This is a genomic window from Flagellimonas sp. 2504JD4-2, from assembly GCF_053642935.1.
Genome location: NZ_JBSIOV010000002.1, coordinates 189,731 through 206,642, shown reverse-complemented (window position 1 = coordinate 206,642; position 16,912 = coordinate 189,731). Strand labels below are relative to the sequence as shown.

Sequence of the window (16,912 nt, the reverse complement as noted above, 5' to 3'; positions counted from 1 at the left end):
TCAAGCATTTAAGACGATGAGAAAAGGTATACACCCAGAAAATTATAGATTGGTAGCTTTCAAAGATATGTCCAACGATGACGTATTTATCACAAAGTCTACTGCTGAAGCTAAAGAGACCATCACTGTTGACGGTGTTGAGTATCCTTTGGTAAAATTGGAAATTTCAAGAACTTCGCATCCTTACTACACTGGTAAGACCAAATTGGTTGATACCGCTGGTAGAATTGACAAGTTCAAGAATAAGTATAAAAAGTTCAGCAAAGAAGAAAAGAAAGCGGAATAAGCTTCTTTCACAACAATATTTGACGCCTCCGGTTATTAATCAGGGGCGTTTTTTATTTTTGCAGCATTAAACCAAGACCATGAACTACATCCTTGCTGACGGACCGCAAAGAAAAGCATTGCTGCCCTTTACGTTTACCAGGCCAGTCGCGGAAATTAGAATAGGAATTTTGACCATTCGCGAAAAATGGGAAAAGTACCTTAAAACATCAACAAGTTTTAAAACCGAAGATTATTTATTAGAAAAATACCCAATGATGGTTGCTGGGGAGAACGTTGTCATTATTGCATCGTTCCTTCCCACCGAGCACTTGGTGCAATCCATACTCTCGCTGAAGGAAAATGAAGCTATTTATTTTGAGGATAAATTGGTTGCTTACTGTAGTTCAAACCCAAATGAAGAAGATATATCGGGTTACAAACGTATCGACTTTGAGGAGCCCTTGCTTACCGTGGATTATACTTGGGACATATTTTCTAAAAATGGGGAGGCATTGCAAGCTGATTTTGATTTGATCACCAAAGGACGCAAAAGTGCTCCCATTTCAAATACCAACAAACTGATTCGCCCTGAGAATATCTTTTTGGAAGAAGGCGCCATAGTTGAGCATAGCATTTTAAACGCTACAGATGGACCAATTTACTTGGCAAAAGATTCAGAAATATGGGAAGGTGGACTTATAAGAGGAGCGTTGGCACTTTGCGAGAAGGCTATAGTAAAGATGGGCGCTAAAATATACGGCCCTACCACGGTTGGACCGCATGGTAAGGTCTGTGGTGAAATTAGTAATTCGGTCATCTTTGGATACTCGAGCAAGGGGCACGAAGGATATTTGGGCAACTCTGTTTTGGGAGAATGGTGCAATATCGGGGCGGACTCCAACAATTCCAATTTAAAGAACAACTACGCCAAAGTTCGAATATGGAACTACGATACCGAAAAATTTGACCATACCGGACTGCAGTTTTGTGGATTGATGATGGGCGACCATAGTAAAACGGCCATCAACACCATGTTCAATACTGGGACAGTAATTGGAGTAAACTCAAACATTTACGTCCCCGGATTCCCTAGAAACTTTATTCCGAGTTTTAGTTGGGGTGGAGCTTCCGGGTTTCGAACATACCATACGCAAAAGGCCTTTGAAACAGCCAAAGTGATGATGGCTAGGCGGGGTGCGGAATTCGATGAAAAGGAAGCCAAGATTCTGGAGCATGTGTTTGAAGAAACCAAAAAGTGGCGTAACTATTGACCTTATCCCCTTGGTTTATATCGATTCAGTCGCTTAATATTCAGAGTTTTTGACTTTAGATAAAAGTCATGCCGCTACATTTGGGTAAGTATCCATATAAATACCGACCAAGAGAAATAGTATTGACCAAAGTATCCGAACGGTATCCGTTTGGGGTGCAGTCTATAAAGCTATTTGTATGATTCTCGTTGTTCTTTTTATTGTTGCATGCTTTTTGGCCTATAGTAATGGAGCCAATGATAACTTTAAAGGGGTGGCCACGCTGTTCGGAAGTGGGACAACCAATTATAAAGGTGCAATAACTTGGGCAACAGTAACAACCTTTCTAGGGTCTGTGGCCGCAATATACCTTGCAGATACTTTGGTCAAAAATTTTTCAGGGAAAGGTTTGGTGCCTAGTGAATTGATTCAAGATCCAAATTTTGCCGTTGCAATAGCTTTGGGTGCAGGAATTACAGTTTTCTTGGCCACCAGGATAGGTATGCCAATTTCAACTACACATTCTTTAGTAGGAGCTCTGTTTGGTAGCGGCGTGGTTGCCGTGGGTAGCGCCTTCAACTTTGAGAAACTCGGCAATACGTTTTTAATTCCTTTGATAGTGAGTCCCTTAATGGCGGCTGTGGTTAGTTTAATGGTCTATATTGTTTTTAGGAGGTTACGGATAGCGTTAGGTGTTTCCAAGGAGACCTATGTTTACGTAAGTGAAGAAACCAAATTGACCCCACAGATTAAAAATAAGGATAATTCATTGGCTGTTGGAGTTGTCAGTCAAAAGTCGACCAAGTTATCGGTGGGCGAACGTAGTGAAGAAAGATATCAAGGAAACTTTTTGGGTGTCAAAGCACAGAAACTTTTGGATTATGCCCATTACATAAGTGCCGGTGTAGTAAGTTTTGCAAGAGGATTGAACGATACGCCAAAGATTGTGGGGTTATTGCTGGTCATTCAATCCCTTGGCATTGAATGGGGAATGGTTGCCGTTGCACTTGCCATGGCCATCGGTGGCCTTATGAATGCTAAAAAGGTGGGTCATACGGTTGCAAAAAAGATAACCCCTATGAATCACGGGCAAGGTTTTACGGCCAATCTCATAACCGGGCTGTTAGTAACCACTGCCAGTATTCATGGCATGCCGGTTTCGACTACGCATGTTTCTGTAGGGTCCATATTTGGCATTGGTACTGTCACTAAAAAAGCAGATGTGAAAACGGTTAGGAACATTCTTCTGTCATGGCTATTGACCCTTCCGATTGCAGCTTTTTTCAGTGCGTTGGTTTATTGGGTATTGACATAGCGCTTCATACAAAAGGATAAACAGCCACGATATGGCTGTTCGCTGAACATCTAATCTTCATGCGGAACTAAATATTGCATCCAATCATATTCAAACTTTGGATAGCTTCCTTACTTTTACAGGAATATTGCTTATCTAAAACCAGACTTTGCCATGAGATCATCCATAGTAATTTTTGCCTTGTTGCCTGTGTTCGTTAGCTGTATGTCCGAACAAAAGAAGCTTGAAAAAGTGACGTCAGATGAAGAACAGGAAAAACAGGCCATTACTGCAACTCTTGTGTCCATGTGGGATGCCATCGAAAAAGGCAATGTTGAACGTTATGCAAGTTCTGTGCACCCAGAGTTTACCCAGTTCGGGGAAATGGATTCTATTTTAAAGATTGGGAAAGAAATAGAAATTAGCGGAGTGGCCGAATGGATAAAAAGCTCGGAGGGTATACATACCGAAATGGACGATCCATTGATTACGATAAAAGGTGATGTAGCTTGGATAACCTACTATTGGCGGGATAAAGGGATAACAAATGGAGAGCCATTTACTTCTCGAGGGAAGTCTACCAGAATATTTGTAAAAGAAGAGGGCAAGTGGTTATGCATCCATGGTCATTATACACTGCTGTAAGTAAATCATTTGAAAAAAGGGTTTCTGTATTGCTCAATAAATGGAACGGATTTAATGGACTAACTTCGATTTACAAAATTTGATTAACCACAGCTCACGCCCTTACCCTTGGCATCCAACTAATTACTATCTTTGCACCCCAAAATTCAGAATAGGTCAATGAACAAAAAGGTCGCTTTTTATACTTTGGGTTGCAAGCTCAACTTTTCCGAAACTTCGACGATTGCAAGAAGTTTTGAAAAGGAGGAATTTGAGCGTGTGGACTTCTCCCAGGAGGCCGATGTTTATGTAATCAATACCTGTTCGGTTACAGAGAATGCCGACAAACGCTTTAAGACCATTGTAAAGCAGGCCCAAAAGGCGAATCCTGAAGCATTTGTTGCTGCTGTTGGCTGTTATGCCCAATTAAAACCGGAGGAATTGGCCGCTGTGGACGGAGTGGATTTGGTACTCGGGGCCACCGAAAAGTTCAAGATTACGGATTACCTCAATGATCTGACCAAAAATGATAGGGGAGAAGTGCATTCTTGTGAAATAGAGGACGCCGATTTTTATGTGGGCAGTTATGCCATTGGTGACCGAACCCGTGCATTTTTAAAAGTTCAAGACGGGTGTGATTATAAGTGCACCTATTGTACTATTCCACTGGCCAGGGGTATATCACGAAGCGATACGCTTGAAAATGTGCTACGGAATGCGGCAGAGATAGCTTCTAAGGATATCAAAGAAATTGTGCTGACAGGAGTCAATATTGGCGATTATGGAAAAGGGGAATTCGGTAACAAGAAGCATGAGCACACCTTTTTCGAATTGGTTAAGGCCTTGGATAATGTTGAGGGTATCCAAAGACTTCGTATTTCGTCCATTGAACCTAATTTGCTCAAAAACGAAACCATTGATTTTGTAGCTGAAAGCAATGCTTTTGTTCCTCACTTCCATATTCCCTTGCAAAGTGGTAGTGACGAAATCCTTAAGTTGATGCGCAGAAGATACCTTTCAAATCTCTATGTGGATAGAGTAAAGCGAATTAAGCAAGCTATGCCTCACGCCTGTATTGGAGTGGATGTCATTGTAGGTTTTCCAGGAGAGACTGATGAGCACTTTTTGGAAACTTATCATTTTCTAAACGAGTTGGATATTTCCTATTTACATGTGTTTACCTATTCAGAACGAGATAATACTTTGGCTGCTTCCATGGAAAATCCGGTTCCGAAAAATGTGCGTAGCAAGCGGAGCAAAATGTTGCGAGGCTTGTCCGTTAAGAAAAGAAGGGCCTTTTATGAAAGTCAATTGGGAAGTACAAGAACCGTTTTGTTTGAAGGAGAGAATAAATCTGGCTATATCCACGGCTTTACAGAGAACTATGTAAAGGTAAAGGCACCATGGAACCCTGAATTGGTAAATCAATTGCACCAAGTCAAACTAACTGAGATCGACGAAGATGGATTGGTGCGATTTGAGTTTGTTTCTGAAAAAGTATTCGCATAAAAAAACCTCTCAAAAGAGAGGCTTTTCAACTTACACCTTAATATAAATTAGATACGTATCCCAACGGGAAGCATCTCTTTATACTGTCTGTTTTTTCTTAGAAAACCTGCAATGTGCGGGCTAGTAGGAACAACCCTTAGGTTTTTCTCTTGGATTTCGTGCAAAACTGCTTTGATAAAAGTTTCCTTAAAATCTTCTTGTGTAATTTCTTCAGGAATGACCAATTTTGTTAAAAATACCTTGCGTTCTTGCGAGGAGTATTCAATCTTGGCTAAATGCCCATCAACCCTAGTTTCATATTGGCGTAAGAAACTATTGTCATTGATTTTGATTTCTGTCATATAGTTTTGTTTTTATTTGACATGGTGCTAATTACCAAAGCGGTAATTACGGATTTCCTTCCTTATGCATTTGGGGCAGTGGCAAAAAAGGGACACAAAATTAGTCAAAAAATTGCTAATTTCCTAGCCAAATCGATATTAGGACAGAAATGCCCGACAATAAAACCCAAGTTTACCTCATGCCAGGAATGGCTGCAAATCCATCCATTTTTGATGGCATTAAATTACCGCCCGAACGTTTTGAAACGCATCGATTGGAATGGTTTGTTCCAGACAAAGGAATGACGCTTTCTGCTTATGCAAAAAAAATGTGCTCTAAGATTGACCATGAGAACCCTGTGTTGCTTGGTGTATCTTTTGGGGGCATGCTGGTCCAAGAAATGGCAAAACATATCGACACCTCCAAGGTAATCATTGTTTCCAGTGTCAAACAAAATTCTGAACTTCCCAAACGCATGCTTTTTGCAAAATACACCAAGGCCCATAAGCTATTGCCCACTGGCTTGGTGAACAATGTTGAACTCTTGGCGAAATATGCATTCGGGGAGACCGTCACCAAAAGATTGGAGCTCTACGAAAAATACCTTTCTGTACGAGACAAGTATTATATTGATTGGTCTTTGGATCAAATTGTAAATTGGAAACCAACAACTCCGACCAAGAACCTAGTGCACATTCATGGGGAAAAGGATGCGGTCTTTCCTATAATAAATATAAAAGATTGCACGCCCGTAAAAAACGGCACGCACACCATGATCATACATCGGGCCAAATGGTTCAATGAGCGTCTTCCCGCAATTATTTTAGGGGAATAGAGTTGTATATAGTATATCTTTACGAAAGAAATAGAAAAACCAAGCATGAAGTATATAAAGAATATTTTGGCAGGAATAGGATTGGTAGCGGTGATGGGGAGTTTGATTTTTGCTGTTCAATCCGATCAAGTTGAGCAACCCAAAAAAACGGCAGAGATAAAGGATGATAAGAACGTTTCGGATGGTTACAGAATCAGTGCCATAGAGATTCCGGAGGATTTAAACTTTGCCGGAGAACCGGTACCGGTGGATGACCCTGAAGTTTTGGAAAGGGTAGACCGTGAGTTTTTGGTAAACACTTATTGGCAGTCCAATGCCTTGCTGTTGATGAAACGTGCCAACAAGTATTTCCCGATTATAGAGCCTATTTTGGCCAAGAACGGCATTCCTGATGATTTCAAATATTTAGCGGTTGCTGAAAGCGCACTAATTGACGTGGCTTCTCCAAAAGGTGCAGCCGGAATGTGGCATTTTATGAAAGCAACTGGAAGGGAATATGGGTTGGAAGTAAATTCCAATGTCGATGAGCGATACCATATTGAAAAATCTACCCAGGCGGCTTGTGAATACATTAATAAATGGAAAAAACGATTTGGAACCTGGACGCTTACGGCCGCATCTTATAATGCAGGTCCAGCCGGGGTTCAGAAATACATGAGAATACAAAAGGTTGACGACTATTATGACCTTTTATTGGGTCAAGAAACAGGTCGCTACGTATTCCGAATCTTGGCGCTTAAAGAAATTCTTTCGAATCCCGGTAAATATGGTTTTGATGTAGAGAAAGCAGATTTTTACAATACGGTGCCTACTTTTCAGGTACAAGTAGATACTGCTGTAACCAGCTGGGCAGATTTTGCCAAACTCTACGAAATCAATTATAAGGTTTTAAAAAGGCATAACCCCTGGTTACGAGAGCCACATTTGAACAATGCTTCACGGAAGAAGTATGTAATTGAGATTCCCAACAAGGGTTACTACAGAATTACAGGTACTGGGCAGTAGTCGCAGAGAGAAATTAAATTTTCTTCATCTGCTGCTGCATCATTCTGATTTGCTCGGTAAGCATATTGTTCTTGTCCAACTTCTTGGCTTCTTGCAATAAGGTTGTGGCTTCACGCTTTCTTCTCTTTTGCATGGCAATGCCCGCAAGACTCAATTTGGCCATGGCCACATCGTAATCCATGGTCAACCCTAATTTTAGCGCCTTTTTAAAGAATTTTTCAGCCTGGGTTAGATTTTTTTGTGAATAGATAATACCATGTAGGTAGTTGTAATACCCCTGTTGCTTCTTGATCAGTGCAGCTTCCGGGTTTTTAATTTTGGACAACCATTTTTGAGTACCTTCCATATCCTGCTTCCGCATTCGTAAGAAGGCCAAAAGGATAAGTTCATTTCTGAAATACAGAAAAATAAATACCAGGGAAAGGAAAATCAGGGCAATACCATTACCAATATAACCTTCTACAAATTGATACCCAGAATAGCCAACAATCAAGGCGGCAATGACTAATTTTATATTTTTATGGAACATATTTTGTTCGAATTTTGAGTCAGTTTCAAGAGGAGGCAAAAGTACTAAAAACAATTTTAAATATTTTCTTTTTGCACTTGTCAAAGTAAAAACTCTTCGTATATTTGCGCCCAGAATTTTTCGGGTAGCGATTGCTCCCCATCAACAAAATCCATTAAAATAGTTCCGAAATGAAAAGAACGTACCAGCCCTCAAAGAGGAAGAGAAGAAACAAGCATGGTTTTAGAGAGCGCATGGCAACTGCCAATGGTAGAAAAGTTCTTGCTCGCCGAAGAGCCAAGGGAAGAAAAAAAATATCTGTTTCATCAGAACCCCGTCATAAGAAATAATGACTGTAAATAACTTTTTAATAAAGGTGCTACTTTTTCAAGATTAGCACCTTTTTTTTGACCTAATTTTGAAAAATTTTGTAAACGAGTAACACAAAAAAATGCCTAAAAGAAAAGATTTAAAATCCATTTTGATTATTGGTTCTGGTCCAATCATTATTGGCCAGGCATGTGAGTTTGATTATTCTGGTTCCCAAGCGCTTCGCTCTTTGCGCGAAGATGGGATTGAAACCATCTTGATCAACAGCAATCCAGCGACGATCATGACCGATCCTACCATGGCGGACCATGTATACCTAAGACCGCTGAATACTAAATCAATCATTGAGATTTTAAAGAATCACCCCAATATAGATGCTGTATTACCCACTATGGGTGGACAAACAGCCCTGAATTTATGTATTGAGGCGGATGAAAAAGGCATTTGGGAAGATTTTGGCGTGGAAATCATAGGTGTGGATATTGATGCCATCAACATTACCGAAGATAGGGAGAAGTTCAGGGAGTTGATGCTCAAAATCGGTATTGGAATGCCACCGCAGGCAGCTGCAACATCTTTCCTCAAAGGAAAAGAAATTGCCCAAGAATTTGGTTTTCCGTTGGTGATCAGGGCTTCATTTACCTTGGGAGGTGCGGGAGCTTCCATAGTGTATGAACCTGAAAAATTTGACAATCAGTTGAGCCATGCTCTTGAAGTATCTCCGATTCACGAGGTAATGATTGACAAGGCACTGATGGGGTGGAAGGAATACGAATTGGAACTGCTTCGTGATAAGAATGACAACGTAGTTATTATCTGTACCATTGAGAATATGGATCCTATGGGAATCCATACTGGGGATTCCATTACCGTTGCTCCGGCAATGACACTTTCCGACCGCACATTCCAACGCATGCGGGATATGGCGATACACATGATGCGGAGCATAGGCGACTTTGCAGGAGGGTGTAATGTACAGTTTGCTGTTAGTCCAGATGAAAAAGAGGATATTATTGCCATTGAAATCAACCCAAGGGTATCTAGATCCTCTGCACTGGCTTCGAAGGCTACGGGATATCCAATTGCCAAAGTAGCTGCCAAGCTTGCCATCGGGTACACTCTGGACGAACTTGAGAACCAGATTACCAAGTCTACTTCAGCTCTTTTTGAACCCACAATTGATTATGTCATCGTGAAAATTCCACGTTGGAACTTTGATAAGTTTGAAGGTTCAGACAGAACCTTGGGATTACAAATGAAGGCTGTTGGAGAAGTTATGGGTATAGGTCGTTCGTTTCAAGAAGCACTCCATAAAGCCACGCAATCCCTTGAAATTAAGCGAAATGGCTTAGGTGCGGATGGAAAAGGATACAAAGACTATGACACTATCATTCACAAGCTCAAGGTGCCAAGTTGGGATAGGGTATTTGTGTTATATGATGCCATACAACTGGGAATTCCATTGTCAACCATCTATGATATTACCAAAATTGACATGTGGTTCTTAAAACAATATGAAGAATTACATTTCTTGGAGAAAGAAATTTCAAAATATACGGTGGAGAGTTTGACCAAATCCTTGCTATTGGAAGCAAAACAAAAAGGATTTGCAGACAGACAGATAGCACATATGCTGGATTGCTACGAAAGTGAAGTGCATAAAAAACGTACGGCACTTGGAATTAATCGAGTATACAAGTTGGTGGATACCTGTGCCGCCGAGTTTAAGGCGATGACGCCATATTACTATTCTACTTTTGAAGAGGAGATTGAAACAGCGGATGGAAATCGATATGTGGCCAACGATAGCGAAGTCACGGAGAGAAGGAAAATTGTTGTTCTAGGTTCCGGACCAAACCGAATAGGACAGGGGATAGAGTTTGACTACTGTTGTGTGCATGGAGTCTTGGCGGCGGCAGAATGTGATTATGAGACCATTATGATCAACTGCAATCCGGAGACGGTATCCACGGATTTTGATACCGCAGACAAATTATATTTTGAACCCGTTTTTTGGGAACATATCTATGATATTATACGTCATGAAAAGCCTGAAGGCGTAATCGTACAGCTGGGTGGACAAACTGCCCTGAAACTGGCTGAAAAACTGGATAAATATGGTATCAATATCATAGGAACCAGCTTTGAGTCCTTGGATTTGGCTGAAGACAGAGGAAGTTTTTCAACACTTTTGAAAGATAACAACATTCCTTACCCAAGATTTGGTGTAGCAGAGACGGCAGATGAAGCTTTGGCACTTTCTGATGAGCTTAGCTTCCCACTATTGGTAAGACCATCCTATGTGTTGGGAGGTCAGGGAATGAAAATTGTGATCAATAGAGATGAATTGGAAGCGCATGTAGTGGATCTGCTAAGAAGTATCCCGAACAACAAATTGTTGTTAGATCATTACCTAGATGGCGCCATTGAAGCCGAGGCCGATGCAATTTGTGATGGGGAAGAGGTATATATCATCGGAATTATGGAGCACATCGAACCTTGTGGAATCCATTCCGGAGATTCCAATGCTACCTTACCGCCATTTAATCTGGGAGAATTCGTAATGCAGCAGATCAAGGACCACACGAAAAAAATCGCCTTGGCATTGAATACCGTAGGCCTGATCAACATTCAGTTCGCAATCAAGGATGACATTGTATACATCATTGAGGCTAACCCAAGAGCATCAAGAACGGTTCCCTTTATCGCGAAAGCTTATGGTGAACCGTATGTGAATTATGCCACAAAAGTGATGCTCGGGGAAAAGAAAATCAAGGATTTTGACTTTAAGCCACACTTGGACGGATACGCTATAAAACAGCCGGTATTCTCATTCAATAAGTTTCCGAATGTCAACAAAAACCTTGGCCCGGAAATGAAGAGTACCGGGGAAAGTATTTTGTTCATCGACAGCCTTAAGGATGATGACTTTTATAACCTATATTCCCGCAGGAAAATGTACTTGAGCAAGTAGATACTTTCTCAATCAGCTATTTGCAGGGCATCGCAGGTGCCAACAAAGGGAATTCCATTGGAGCCATAGGCATAGGTAATCAAGCCAACATAAACTGTTGCTTCAAACTCGGGAGCAGTGCCAGGTAAACTACCGGTTTCATTGTACAATTGCCAATCATCGGCAGTTGTGGCAAAGTCTAAATTCGGTAATTGCCAGTACACAGTTATGGTTCGATCTTGATTTCCAACTATTCTTATGTCGGCTCTGCCATCAGGTACGGTGTTTGCCCCGATGTCATTGACAGAAGAGTCGCCATTGACCGTATTTTTGCCCTCTATGGTAAAGTAGGTATTACCACGATGTCCCACGACCACATGCGCTGAATTAAATGAATCCAAGGTTGCTACGTGCACTTGGACCCCAGCAAAAATATAAAGGGAATTTTCAGGGGTTGGAGCCGTTTGGGAATCATTCAAAGTACCGATTCCGATGTTTCTGGCGATAAACTCAAAAGGAAAGGTAACCGATTTGGCATCCAATCTACCTTGCTCATCATTAAAATGCAGGGTAATATTATTGGTGTTATCGGTGAGTTCGGCCCTGTATCTTCCGTTGTTTCTCTCTACATCAGGTAAAGAAGTCTCATTGTTGGTGACAAAGTCGACCAGAGGACCTGTGCCATCAAAATTTTCGGTAATCCAATCAGTATCCGTTCCATCATCTGTATCAGAGGTATCTTCCGAATCTTCTTGGGACTGCCCATTGGTGTCATCATCCGATAAAAATGGTTCTACCGAATCCGAAGAACAGGCAAAAAACAAAAACAAAAACACTGAAAATGTAAAATGGGATATCCTTTTCATAAGTAGGTAATTTTCTGATATATAACGAAATAAGGAATGTCAGCGTATACCGTTCATCGAAAAGAAAAAAAAACGGAGTGAAGCTTATGCCTAGTGGCACAGTATGCTTCACTCCGTTGCATTTAAGGTTGGATAACCTAGTTATAAGTTGACGGTTAGCTAATTCTTGGCAGCCACATACCCATGGTGGCGGCAAAAGTACCCAGAGCCGTAATAACCGTAAATACCAATAGGGTAATTGAGGCCAGTAATTTTGGTGCCATTTGTTTTTTACGTTGGGCCATAAAATAAAGCTCCACGATCAGCAACGGAATAATGTATTGGCCAAACCCTAGAAAAACTAGAAAAGGGCCTCGAAATGTTTCGGGGTCGAAGCCAACAGGACCGCCATTGATGAATAGCCAAAACATTAATCCCACTCTGAAAAACCAGACACCGGCCATAACCAGAAATAAGCGTAGCGCCCATTTACGGTGGGCATCAAATTTTCGTTTTACCGCATTTTGTATGGCTAAATAGGCGAAAGTCAAAATTAGGACCCCATTTAAACTTACACTGATGTCGCCAATAAGGCCCGAAATAGTTCCTTTGGTAATCACCATGTAAATTCCGCTTAAACTGATCAAGACAGCGGCACTCAGATAGAATCTTCCGTTCCATCTATGGAATTTAGGTGCATAGTTCCTCAATTGAGGTACAAATTGTATCGGACCGCCAACCATTACAATTACTGCAAAAAGCAAATGAATGGCCACTGCTAGGTTCCCGATGGTTTCACCTTCCACATAACCGTGTGGCAACACTCTGTTCCATCGCATAAAGTCACCGTCCATGGCAGCTCCGCCATAAAATGCGGCAACATAGAAGGCAAAGATCCATTGGCCCAATACGGCAGTGACAAACCAGAATTGGACTGAGAAATTCAACAGGGATTTAGGCCACTTTTTATGGGTAAGGGTAGGGGATATGGTTTTAGAATTAGAAATCATAATTGTTCATTTTTTGATTGATAACTGATAACGGATAACTGATAATTGACAACTGATAATTGATAACTGCTAACTGCCAACTGATTTAAGCTGCGGAAATTTTGCTTGACGAGAATCCTTTAGCAATAAGCCATCCCATTAACACGATCATATGGAGTCCATTTTGGCTAAAAAAGCTGAAGCTCACATGCAGGTCAAAGATGTTCAGCCAGCAAGCCACAAAAACTATGGAGATAGCTATCATGCCCCAAACGGATAAGAGCCTTGGGACCAGCTTGGTTCTAAACAAAAAGTAATAAAACATAAAAGCTGCGGAAGCATAGAACATGATTGCGAAAAAGTGCGCCCAAAAATAGTCCTCTATCTTGAGGCGACCCGCTATGGAAAAGTACTCCATGTTGGGTGTTTCAGCTGCTACAAACTCCTGACTAAGGGATAGTAGGGATAAATGACTTATGTTACTAAAGACGATGATTGCCAAATAGGCCATCCAGATTCCGAAGTAAGCTAAAGCCAATCTGCTATTGATTTTTTTGATTAGTGAGAATACTATTGTCGCTACAGCAACCCATAACGCGCAAACAATTAAATCCAATAGCACTGCGACCCGCATTTCCATGGCATTTTCAAAGATGTGATGTAAAAAATCAGGTGAATTGACCAGTGAAATGGATAACCCTCTAAACATGACGGAGGGAATTCCTGCTAACATGATCAAAAGCAATAAAAAGCCAATGATCCTTCCGGTTTTTTGATTTGTTTCCATGATTGTTCGTTTTTTGATTGATGATTAATGAATGTATATTTTTTGCACAGTTCTTTCAAACTGGTTTAAGTGGGCCATTTTTTCCAATCCTTTGTCCAGATGGATTGATAATAACTCTATAGCTTTCCTGGTTTCAATGAATACTATTTCGGCTTCTTTCTTTTGGCGTTGATTGCGATTGACTATGAGAACTGAAACGGTAAACACAGCTACAAGCGCTGCGGCTAAAAGCGGAAATATGACATTCCTGCCTTTCTTATGGATATTAGAATTCATACCTTCTCTTTTTTCGATTGGTAATCAGACAGAATGGCTGCTTTACTAAAAAAAGGTTTGACGTAATGATCGAGAACGTACTTCCACGGTATGACAATTATATCAATGATTACTGCGGTAACACAGATCCAATAAAATGATTCTGCGTCGGGGGTTATGGTACCAGCAGATTTCATGGGAAGGTATACTGTTATCGCCCAGGTGGCCTTATAGGCCAGTTGTAGAAAAATCAAGGGTAACATTTTCAACGGGTATCGGACCCCCAATCCCATTAAAGTGGCATATGTGGCCCAAAAACTAAATGTTATGCCGGTAATATAGTCAAGCGGTTCGTCTGGAAATAAAAGGTATTCCCAAGCTTCATATGCCAATCCGATAAATGTCAGTAAGTAAAGTGCCCTCATTAGCAATAATCTAAAAAGAGGCGGTCGTTCTACCTTATGGCGAGCATGATTTATATTCTCTGTTTCCATGATTGTTCGTTTTTTGATTGATGATTGATGATTGATGATTGATGATTGATTGATGATTGATTGATGATTGATTGATGATTGATTGATGATTAACTAAATGATGTTCGTTTTTTGATTATTATTCTTTATTTGAGACCAAGTCAATTTTTTTGATTTCTCCTTGCAAATTGACCTTGCCTTGGGTATTGTTGGTGTACTTTACTGCATCGTAATTCAGATTCAAGTTGGCGGAACTGTTGTCTTTAAAAACCAAGTTTAGTTGTCCACCTGAAATTTGTCCATCAGCTTCAAAATGGGAGTTGTTGTGTAACTCAAGGGCTGTTAATGTTGGATGGTCTATTTGAATATGGATACTGTCCTTTTTCTTCAGCTTCTTTGCGGTTTTAATGACCAGATTCTCATCCACTGTTTCAGTAATGACCGAATCGATAATGTAATTGGGAGCATTTACAATCACTTTGGATGTCTCACTTTGGCGAAAGACAACGCTTATCCTATCTTCAATAAGAATTCCATCAAAATGGGACAATGTCCTAGATTCTGATACGATCTCAACCGGAACTTCATTGGCCTTTTCCTTTTTTACATTGCTATGGACCGACAATTGAAAGACAAGCGAAAAAAAGATGGCCGCTCCCAAAGCTCCTAGCAAGATTAGATTACTTTTTTTCATTTTGGTGTTGGTTGTATACGTTTTTTAATTCTTCAAATGAAATATCCAATAAACTCAGTTTTTTGAACACATCCGGGAGCATTTGCTCCATAAACTCCTTTCGTTTTATGTCCAGTACTTTGGTATAGCCATCGCTCGCTACAAAGTATCCAATACCCCTTTTGTTATAAATTACACCAAGGTCCTGTAAATGGTTAAAGGCCCTAATGGCGGTATTGGGATTTACTTCAACCATCATGGCAACTTCCCGAACAGAGGGAATGCGTTCTTCATCGGTCCAGCGCTTGATGAGGATGTTTTCATAGAAAAAGTCCACAATCTGCAAATAAATAGGCTTGCTATTGTCAAAATCCATCCTACACCTCCTTTTCCGTCATTTTAAAATAAGCTGCCACCAGCATTACCGGTCCCATAAGCAGTCCGTAAAACCACCTTCCAACAACTGAAAAATCGTCGGCAGTTTTATCAAATGCTATGGAAGCCAATGAGTTACCTGAAAACACCTCATAATCATGGTTGAATATTCCAAACAACAGGAAGTTGAAAAGCATAAATCCCAAAACTAATACGCCCAGGGTCAAAAGGGTTTTTCCAATTCTGTTTTTTGAGAATGAGATGGCGCCCACCAAAAAAATCGGTTGGACCAAAAAGTAAATTCGTATCAAATCCCAGTAAGGTTCTGAAAAGAGTGAGATCAGAGTAAAGTTGGCCCCTAGAATCAATACCCCGAAAACCATGGCGAGTGTTCCGGTCAGTACGGCCAATACCGAAAATACAATGGTGTATATGACCACGGATGTAAACCACTTGGCTGCAAGTCTTTCCAAAATCGATACGGGAAGCGAGAGGTAAAGCTGATTTGCTTTGGAATTGTTGAATTCCCGAAAAATAGCGAAGGTAAATAGTACACCTAGAGGAACATAGATTACCCCAAAGATTCCAAAAAACTCCGCCAGGGCCAACTCTTTGTCCCACATCATGTTGAATATACAGAACAAGAATAGCAACACGATTCCAACGAGCAGACCTGTGATGAATGTTCCTTTGAGTATGGCAATATCACGACGGATGAACTGCCCTATACGCGATAAGCTAAATTCGTTCGTCATGATGTTTTTGGTTTAAGACTGCGTTTATTTTATCAGGTTCGTTCAACACCCCATTGAACATCAGTTCTAAATCGACCTCGGTTTCAAATTTGTCCAATCGAGGTAGGATTGCCTTACCACCAAAGGAGGATTCCGAATAAATAACATTGTCAAGTTCGTCCGAAGCTGGTTTTCCAAACCACAGCCTATCAGATACCGTATCCAGGGATTGATTAAAAACCACCTGACCATTATTCAGGATCATAATGTGGTTAATAAGGCTATGCAAATCCCGCACTTGATGGGTAGAAATAACAATGCATTTGTTTTCATTGACGGCGGATGCCATGACCTTTCTAAACTGACTTTTCGATGGAATATCCAGGCCGTTGGTCGGCTCATCCATCAATAATAATTTGGTGTTCGTAGCTATACCAAAGGCGATAAGCACCTTTTTCTTTTGTCCAAAGGACAATCTTGAAATCACATCGGTAGGGGAGAGCTGAAACTCGTCTATAAGTTCGTAAAACTGCTCCGTGGAAAAATTGGGGTAAAAACAGGACTGGGCTTTCTCGAATGTCCGAATCGGTATTCCGGGCAATTCGAAATCCTCAGGTACCAAAAAGATATGTTGAAGCGACTGTACGTCCCTTTTTCTGGTTTCATAACCATCCAACATGCAGCTTCCGGTCTTGGGAAAGAGCAATCCGGTCATGATTTTCAGCAAGGTACTTTTACCTTCTCCATTTTTACCAAAAAGACCGTAGATGTTTCCCGCCTTAAAATCCATATCGATGGATCTTAGCACGAACCGGCTTTTCGGGTAATTGAAATTCAAATGTTTAATAGCTAACATTTATAGTGTATTAGATAACTAGAACACTA

Annotated in this window: 20 protein-coding genes; 9 read left to right on the top strand and 11 right to left on the bottom strand. The window is 40.8% G+C overall.

Annotated features, from left to right (window positions below):
• Positions 1 to 16: 16 nt before the first annotated feature.
• The 5 genes from ACULLH_RS07690 to mtaB all read left to right on the top strand — a co-directional run bounded on the left by ACULLH_RS07690 (position 17) and on the right by mtaB (position 4,944).
• Positions 17 to 286: a type B 50S ribosomal protein L31 gene (locus ACULLH_RS07690; protein WP_452127339.1), complete on the top strand. Its 270-nt coding sequence runs from the start codon at positions 17 to 19 to the stop codon at positions 284 to 286.
• Positions 287 to 365: 79 nt separating this feature from the next.
• Positions 366 to 1,538 (top strand): GlmU family protein, encoded by a 1,173-nt coding sequence (locus tag ACULLH_RS07685; RefSeq protein WP_454088158.1) that lies wholly within the window; start codon positions 366 to 368, stop codon positions 1,536 to 1,538.
• A gap of 178 nt (positions 1,539 to 1,716) precedes the next feature.
• Complete coding sequence (locus ACULLH_RS07680) at positions 1,717 to 2,832, top strand: anion permease (RefSeq protein ID WP_454088157.1); 1,116 nt, start codon at positions 1,717 to 1,719, stop codon at positions 2,830 to 2,832.
• Positions 2,833 to 2,985: 153 nt separating this feature from the next.
• Positions 2,986 to 3,456: a YybH family protein gene (locus tag ACULLH_RS07675; RefSeq protein ID WP_454088156.1), complete on the top strand. Its 471-nt coding sequence runs from the start codon at positions 2,986 to 2,988 to the stop codon at positions 3,454 to 3,456.
• 159 nt (positions 3,457 to 3,615) lie between these two features.
• The gene (gene mtaB / locus ACULLH_RS07670; RefSeq protein ID WP_454088155.1) at positions 3,616 to 4,944 is read left to right on the top strand and encodes a tRNA (N(6)-L-threonylcarbamoyladenosine(37)-C(2))-methylthiotransferase MtaB; all 1,329 of its coding nucleotides are present in this window, start codon (positions 3,616 to 3,618) and stop codon (positions 4,942 to 4,944) included.
• 47 nt (positions 4,945 to 4,991) lie between these two features.
• Here mtaB and ACULLH_RS07665 read toward each other — a convergent pair whose 3' ends face one another.
• On the bottom strand, positions 4,992 to 5,285 hold the full coding sequence (locus ACULLH_RS07665; RefSeq protein WP_454088154.1) for a GNAT family N-acetyltransferase: 294 nt from the start codon (positions 5,283 to 5,285) through the stop codon (positions 4,992 to 4,994).
• Positions 5,286 to 5,434: 149 nt separating this feature from the next.
• Between ACULLH_RS07665 and ACULLH_RS07660 the strand changes: the two genes are divergently transcribed.
• Both ACULLH_RS07660 and ACULLH_RS07655 read left to right on the top strand, forming a co-directional pair.
• Complete coding sequence (locus tag ACULLH_RS07660; RefSeq protein WP_454088153.1) at positions 5,435 to 6,100, top strand: alpha/beta fold hydrolase; 666 nt, start codon at positions 5,435 to 5,437, stop codon at positions 6,098 to 6,100.
• 45 nt (positions 6,101 to 6,145) lie between these two features.
• On the top strand, positions 6,146 to 7,105 hold the full coding sequence (locus tag ACULLH_RS07655; protein ID WP_454088152.1) for a lytic transglycosylase domain-containing protein: 960 nt from the start codon (positions 6,146 to 6,148) through the stop codon (positions 7,103 to 7,105).
• Positions 7,106 to 7,118: 13 nt separating this feature from the next.
• Here ACULLH_RS07655 and ACULLH_RS07650 read toward each other — a convergent pair whose 3' ends face one another.
• Positions 7,119 to 7,634, bottom strand: coding sequence for a DUF2892 domain-containing protein (locus ACULLH_RS07650; RefSeq protein ID WP_454088151.1), 516 nt, complete (start codon positions 7,632 to 7,634; stop codon positions 7,119 to 7,121).
• A gap of 170 nt (positions 7,635 to 7,804) precedes the next feature.
• Between ACULLH_RS07650 and rpmH the strand changes: the two genes are divergently transcribed.
• Both rpmH and carB read left to right on the top strand, forming a co-directional pair.
• A complete protein-coding gene (rpmH, locus tag ACULLH_RS07645) occupies positions 7,805 to 7,963 on the top strand; it encodes a 50S ribosomal protein L34 (protein ID WP_073176261.1) in 159 nt (52 codons plus the stop codon).
• A 101-nt stretch (positions 7,964 to 8,064) separates the two neighbouring features.
• The gene (carB, locus tag ACULLH_RS07640) at positions 8,065 to 10,917 is read left to right on the top strand and encodes a carbamoyl-phosphate synthase large subunit (protein WP_454088150.1); all 2,853 of its coding nucleotides are present in this window, start codon (positions 8,065 to 8,067) and stop codon (positions 10,915 to 10,917) included.
• A gap of 8 nt (positions 10,918 to 10,925) precedes the next feature.
• Here the strand turns inward: carB and ACULLH_RS07635 are convergent, their stop codons facing one another.
• The 9 genes from ACULLH_RS07635 to ACULLH_RS07595 form a co-directional block, all read right to left on the bottom strand.
• Positions 10,926 to 11,762: a hypothetical protein gene (locus tag ACULLH_RS07635; RefSeq protein ID WP_454088149.1), complete on the bottom strand. Its 837-nt coding sequence runs from the start codon at positions 11,760 to 11,762 to the stop codon at positions 10,926 to 10,928.
• A 155-nt stretch (positions 11,763 to 11,917) separates the two neighbouring features.
• The gene (locus ACULLH_RS07630; protein WP_454088148.1) at positions 11,918 to 12,751 is read right to left on the bottom strand and encodes a DUF2306 domain-containing protein; all 834 of its coding nucleotides are present in this window, start codon (positions 12,749 to 12,751) and stop codon (positions 11,918 to 11,920) included.
• Between the two features lie 85 nt (positions 12,752 to 12,836).
• Positions 12,837 to 13,517 (bottom strand): DUF4386 domain-containing protein, encoded by a 681-nt coding sequence (locus ACULLH_RS07625; RefSeq protein ID WP_454088147.1) that lies wholly within the window; start codon positions 13,515 to 13,517, stop codon positions 12,837 to 12,839.
• A gap of 24 nt (positions 13,518 to 13,541) precedes the next feature.
• Complete coding sequence (locus tag ACULLH_RS07620; protein WP_454088146.1) at positions 13,542 to 13,793, bottom strand: hypothetical protein; 252 nt, start codon at positions 13,791 to 13,793, stop codon at positions 13,542 to 13,544.
• On the bottom strand, positions 13,790 to 14,266 hold the full coding sequence (locus tag ACULLH_RS07615; RefSeq protein WP_454088145.1) for a hypothetical protein: 477 nt from the start codon (positions 14,264 to 14,266) through the stop codon (positions 13,790 to 13,792). Before ACULLH_RS07615 ends, ACULLH_RS07620 begins: the two co-directional genes overlap by 4 nt.
• 118 nt (positions 14,267 to 14,384) lie before the next feature.
• A complete protein-coding gene (locus tag ACULLH_RS07610; RefSeq protein ID WP_454088144.1) occupies positions 14,385 to 14,939 on the bottom strand; it encodes a GIN domain-containing protein in 555 nt (184 codons plus the stop codon).
• Complete coding sequence (locus tag ACULLH_RS07605) at positions 14,926 to 15,294, bottom strand: GntR family transcriptional regulator (protein ID WP_454088143.1); 369 nt, start codon at positions 15,292 to 15,294, stop codon at positions 14,926 to 14,928. The genes ACULLH_RS07610 and ACULLH_RS07605 overlap by 14 nt, the downstream gene beginning before the upstream one ends.
• Before the next feature lies 1 nt (position 15,295).
• On the bottom strand, positions 15,296 to 16,048 hold the full coding sequence (locus ACULLH_RS07600; protein ID WP_454088142.1) for a hypothetical protein: 753 nt from the start codon (positions 16,046 to 16,048) through the stop codon (positions 15,296 to 15,298).
• Positions 16,032 to 16,835 (bottom strand): ABC transporter ATP-binding protein, encoded by an 804-nt coding sequence (locus tag ACULLH_RS07595; RefSeq protein WP_454088141.1) that lies wholly within the window; start codon positions 16,833 to 16,835, stop codon positions 16,032 to 16,034. The genes ACULLH_RS07600 and ACULLH_RS07595 overlap by 17 nt, the downstream gene beginning before the upstream one ends.
• Positions 16,836 to 16,912 lie beyond the last annotated feature (77 nt).

Excerpts from the sequence above, each read along its gene's own strand:
- ACULLH_RS07690 (WP_452127339.1), top strand. The coding sequence starts at position 17 with ATGAGAAAAGGTATACACCCAGAAAATTATAGATTGGTAGCTTTCAAA.
- ACULLH_RS07685 (WP_454088158.1), top strand. The coding sequence starts at position 366 with ATGAACTACATCCTTGCTGACGGACCGCAAAGAAAAGCATTGCTGCCC.
- ACULLH_RS07680 (WP_454088157.1), top strand. The coding sequence starts at position 1,717 with ATGATTCTCGTTGTTCTTTTTATTGTTGCATGCTTTTTGGCCTATAGT.
- ACULLH_RS07675 (WP_454088156.1), top strand. The coding sequence starts at position 2,986 with ATGAGATCATCCATAGTAATTTTTGCCTTGTTGCCTGTGTTCGTTAGC.
- mtaB (WP_454088155.1), top strand. The coding sequence starts at position 3,616 with ATGAACAAAAAGGTCGCTTTTTATACTTTGGGTTGCAAGCTCAACTTT.
- ACULLH_RS07665 (WP_454088154.1), bottom strand. The coding sequence starts at position 5,285 with ATGACAGAAATCAAAATCAATGACAATAGTTTCTTACGCCAATATGAA.
- ACULLH_RS07660 (WP_454088153.1), top strand. The coding sequence starts at position 5,435 with ATGCCCGACAATAAAACCCAAGTTTACCTCATGCCAGGAATGGCTGCA.
- ACULLH_RS07655 (WP_454088152.1), top strand. The coding sequence starts at position 6,146 with ATGAAGTATATAAAGAATATTTTGGCAGGAATAGGATTGGTAGCGGTG.
- ACULLH_RS07650 (WP_454088151.1), bottom strand. The coding sequence starts at position 7,634 with ATGTTCCATAAAAATATAAAATTAGTCATTGCCGCCTTGATTGTTGGC.
- rpmH (WP_073176261.1), top strand. The coding sequence starts at position 7,805 with ATGAAAAGAACGTACCAGCCCTCAAAGAGGAAGAGAAGAAACAAGCAT.
- carB (WP_454088150.1), top strand. The coding sequence starts at position 8,065 with ATGCCTAAAAGAAAAGATTTAAAATCCATTTTGATTATTGGTTCTGGT.
- ACULLH_RS07635 (WP_454088149.1), bottom strand. The coding sequence starts at position 11,762 with ATGAAAAGGATATCCCATTTTACATTTTCAGTGTTTTTGTTTTTGTTT.
- ACULLH_RS07630 (WP_454088148.1), bottom strand. The coding sequence starts at position 12,751 with ATGATTTCTAATTCTAAAACCATATCCCCTACCCTTACCCATAAAAAG.
- ACULLH_RS07625 (WP_454088147.1), bottom strand. The coding sequence starts at position 13,517 with ATGGAAACAAATCAAAAAACCGGAAGGATCATTGGCTTTTTATTGCTT.
- ACULLH_RS07620 (WP_454088146.1), bottom strand. The coding sequence starts at position 13,793 with ATGAATTCTAATATCCATAAGAAAGGCAGGAATGTCATATTTCCGCTT.
- ACULLH_RS07615 (WP_454088145.1), bottom strand. The coding sequence starts at position 14,266 with ATGGAAACAGAGAATATAAATCATGCTCGCCATAAGGTAGAACGACCG.
- ACULLH_RS07610 (WP_454088144.1), bottom strand. The coding sequence starts at position 14,939 with ATGAAAAAAAGTAATCTAATCTTGCTAGGAGCTTTGGGAGCGGCCATC.
- ACULLH_RS07605 (WP_454088143.1), bottom strand. The coding sequence starts at position 15,294 with ATGGATTTTGACAATAGCAAGCCTATTTATTTGCAGATTGTGGACTTT.
- ACULLH_RS07600 (WP_454088142.1), bottom strand. The coding sequence starts at position 16,048 with ATGACGAACGAATTTAGCTTATCGCGTATAGGGCAGTTCATCCGTCGT.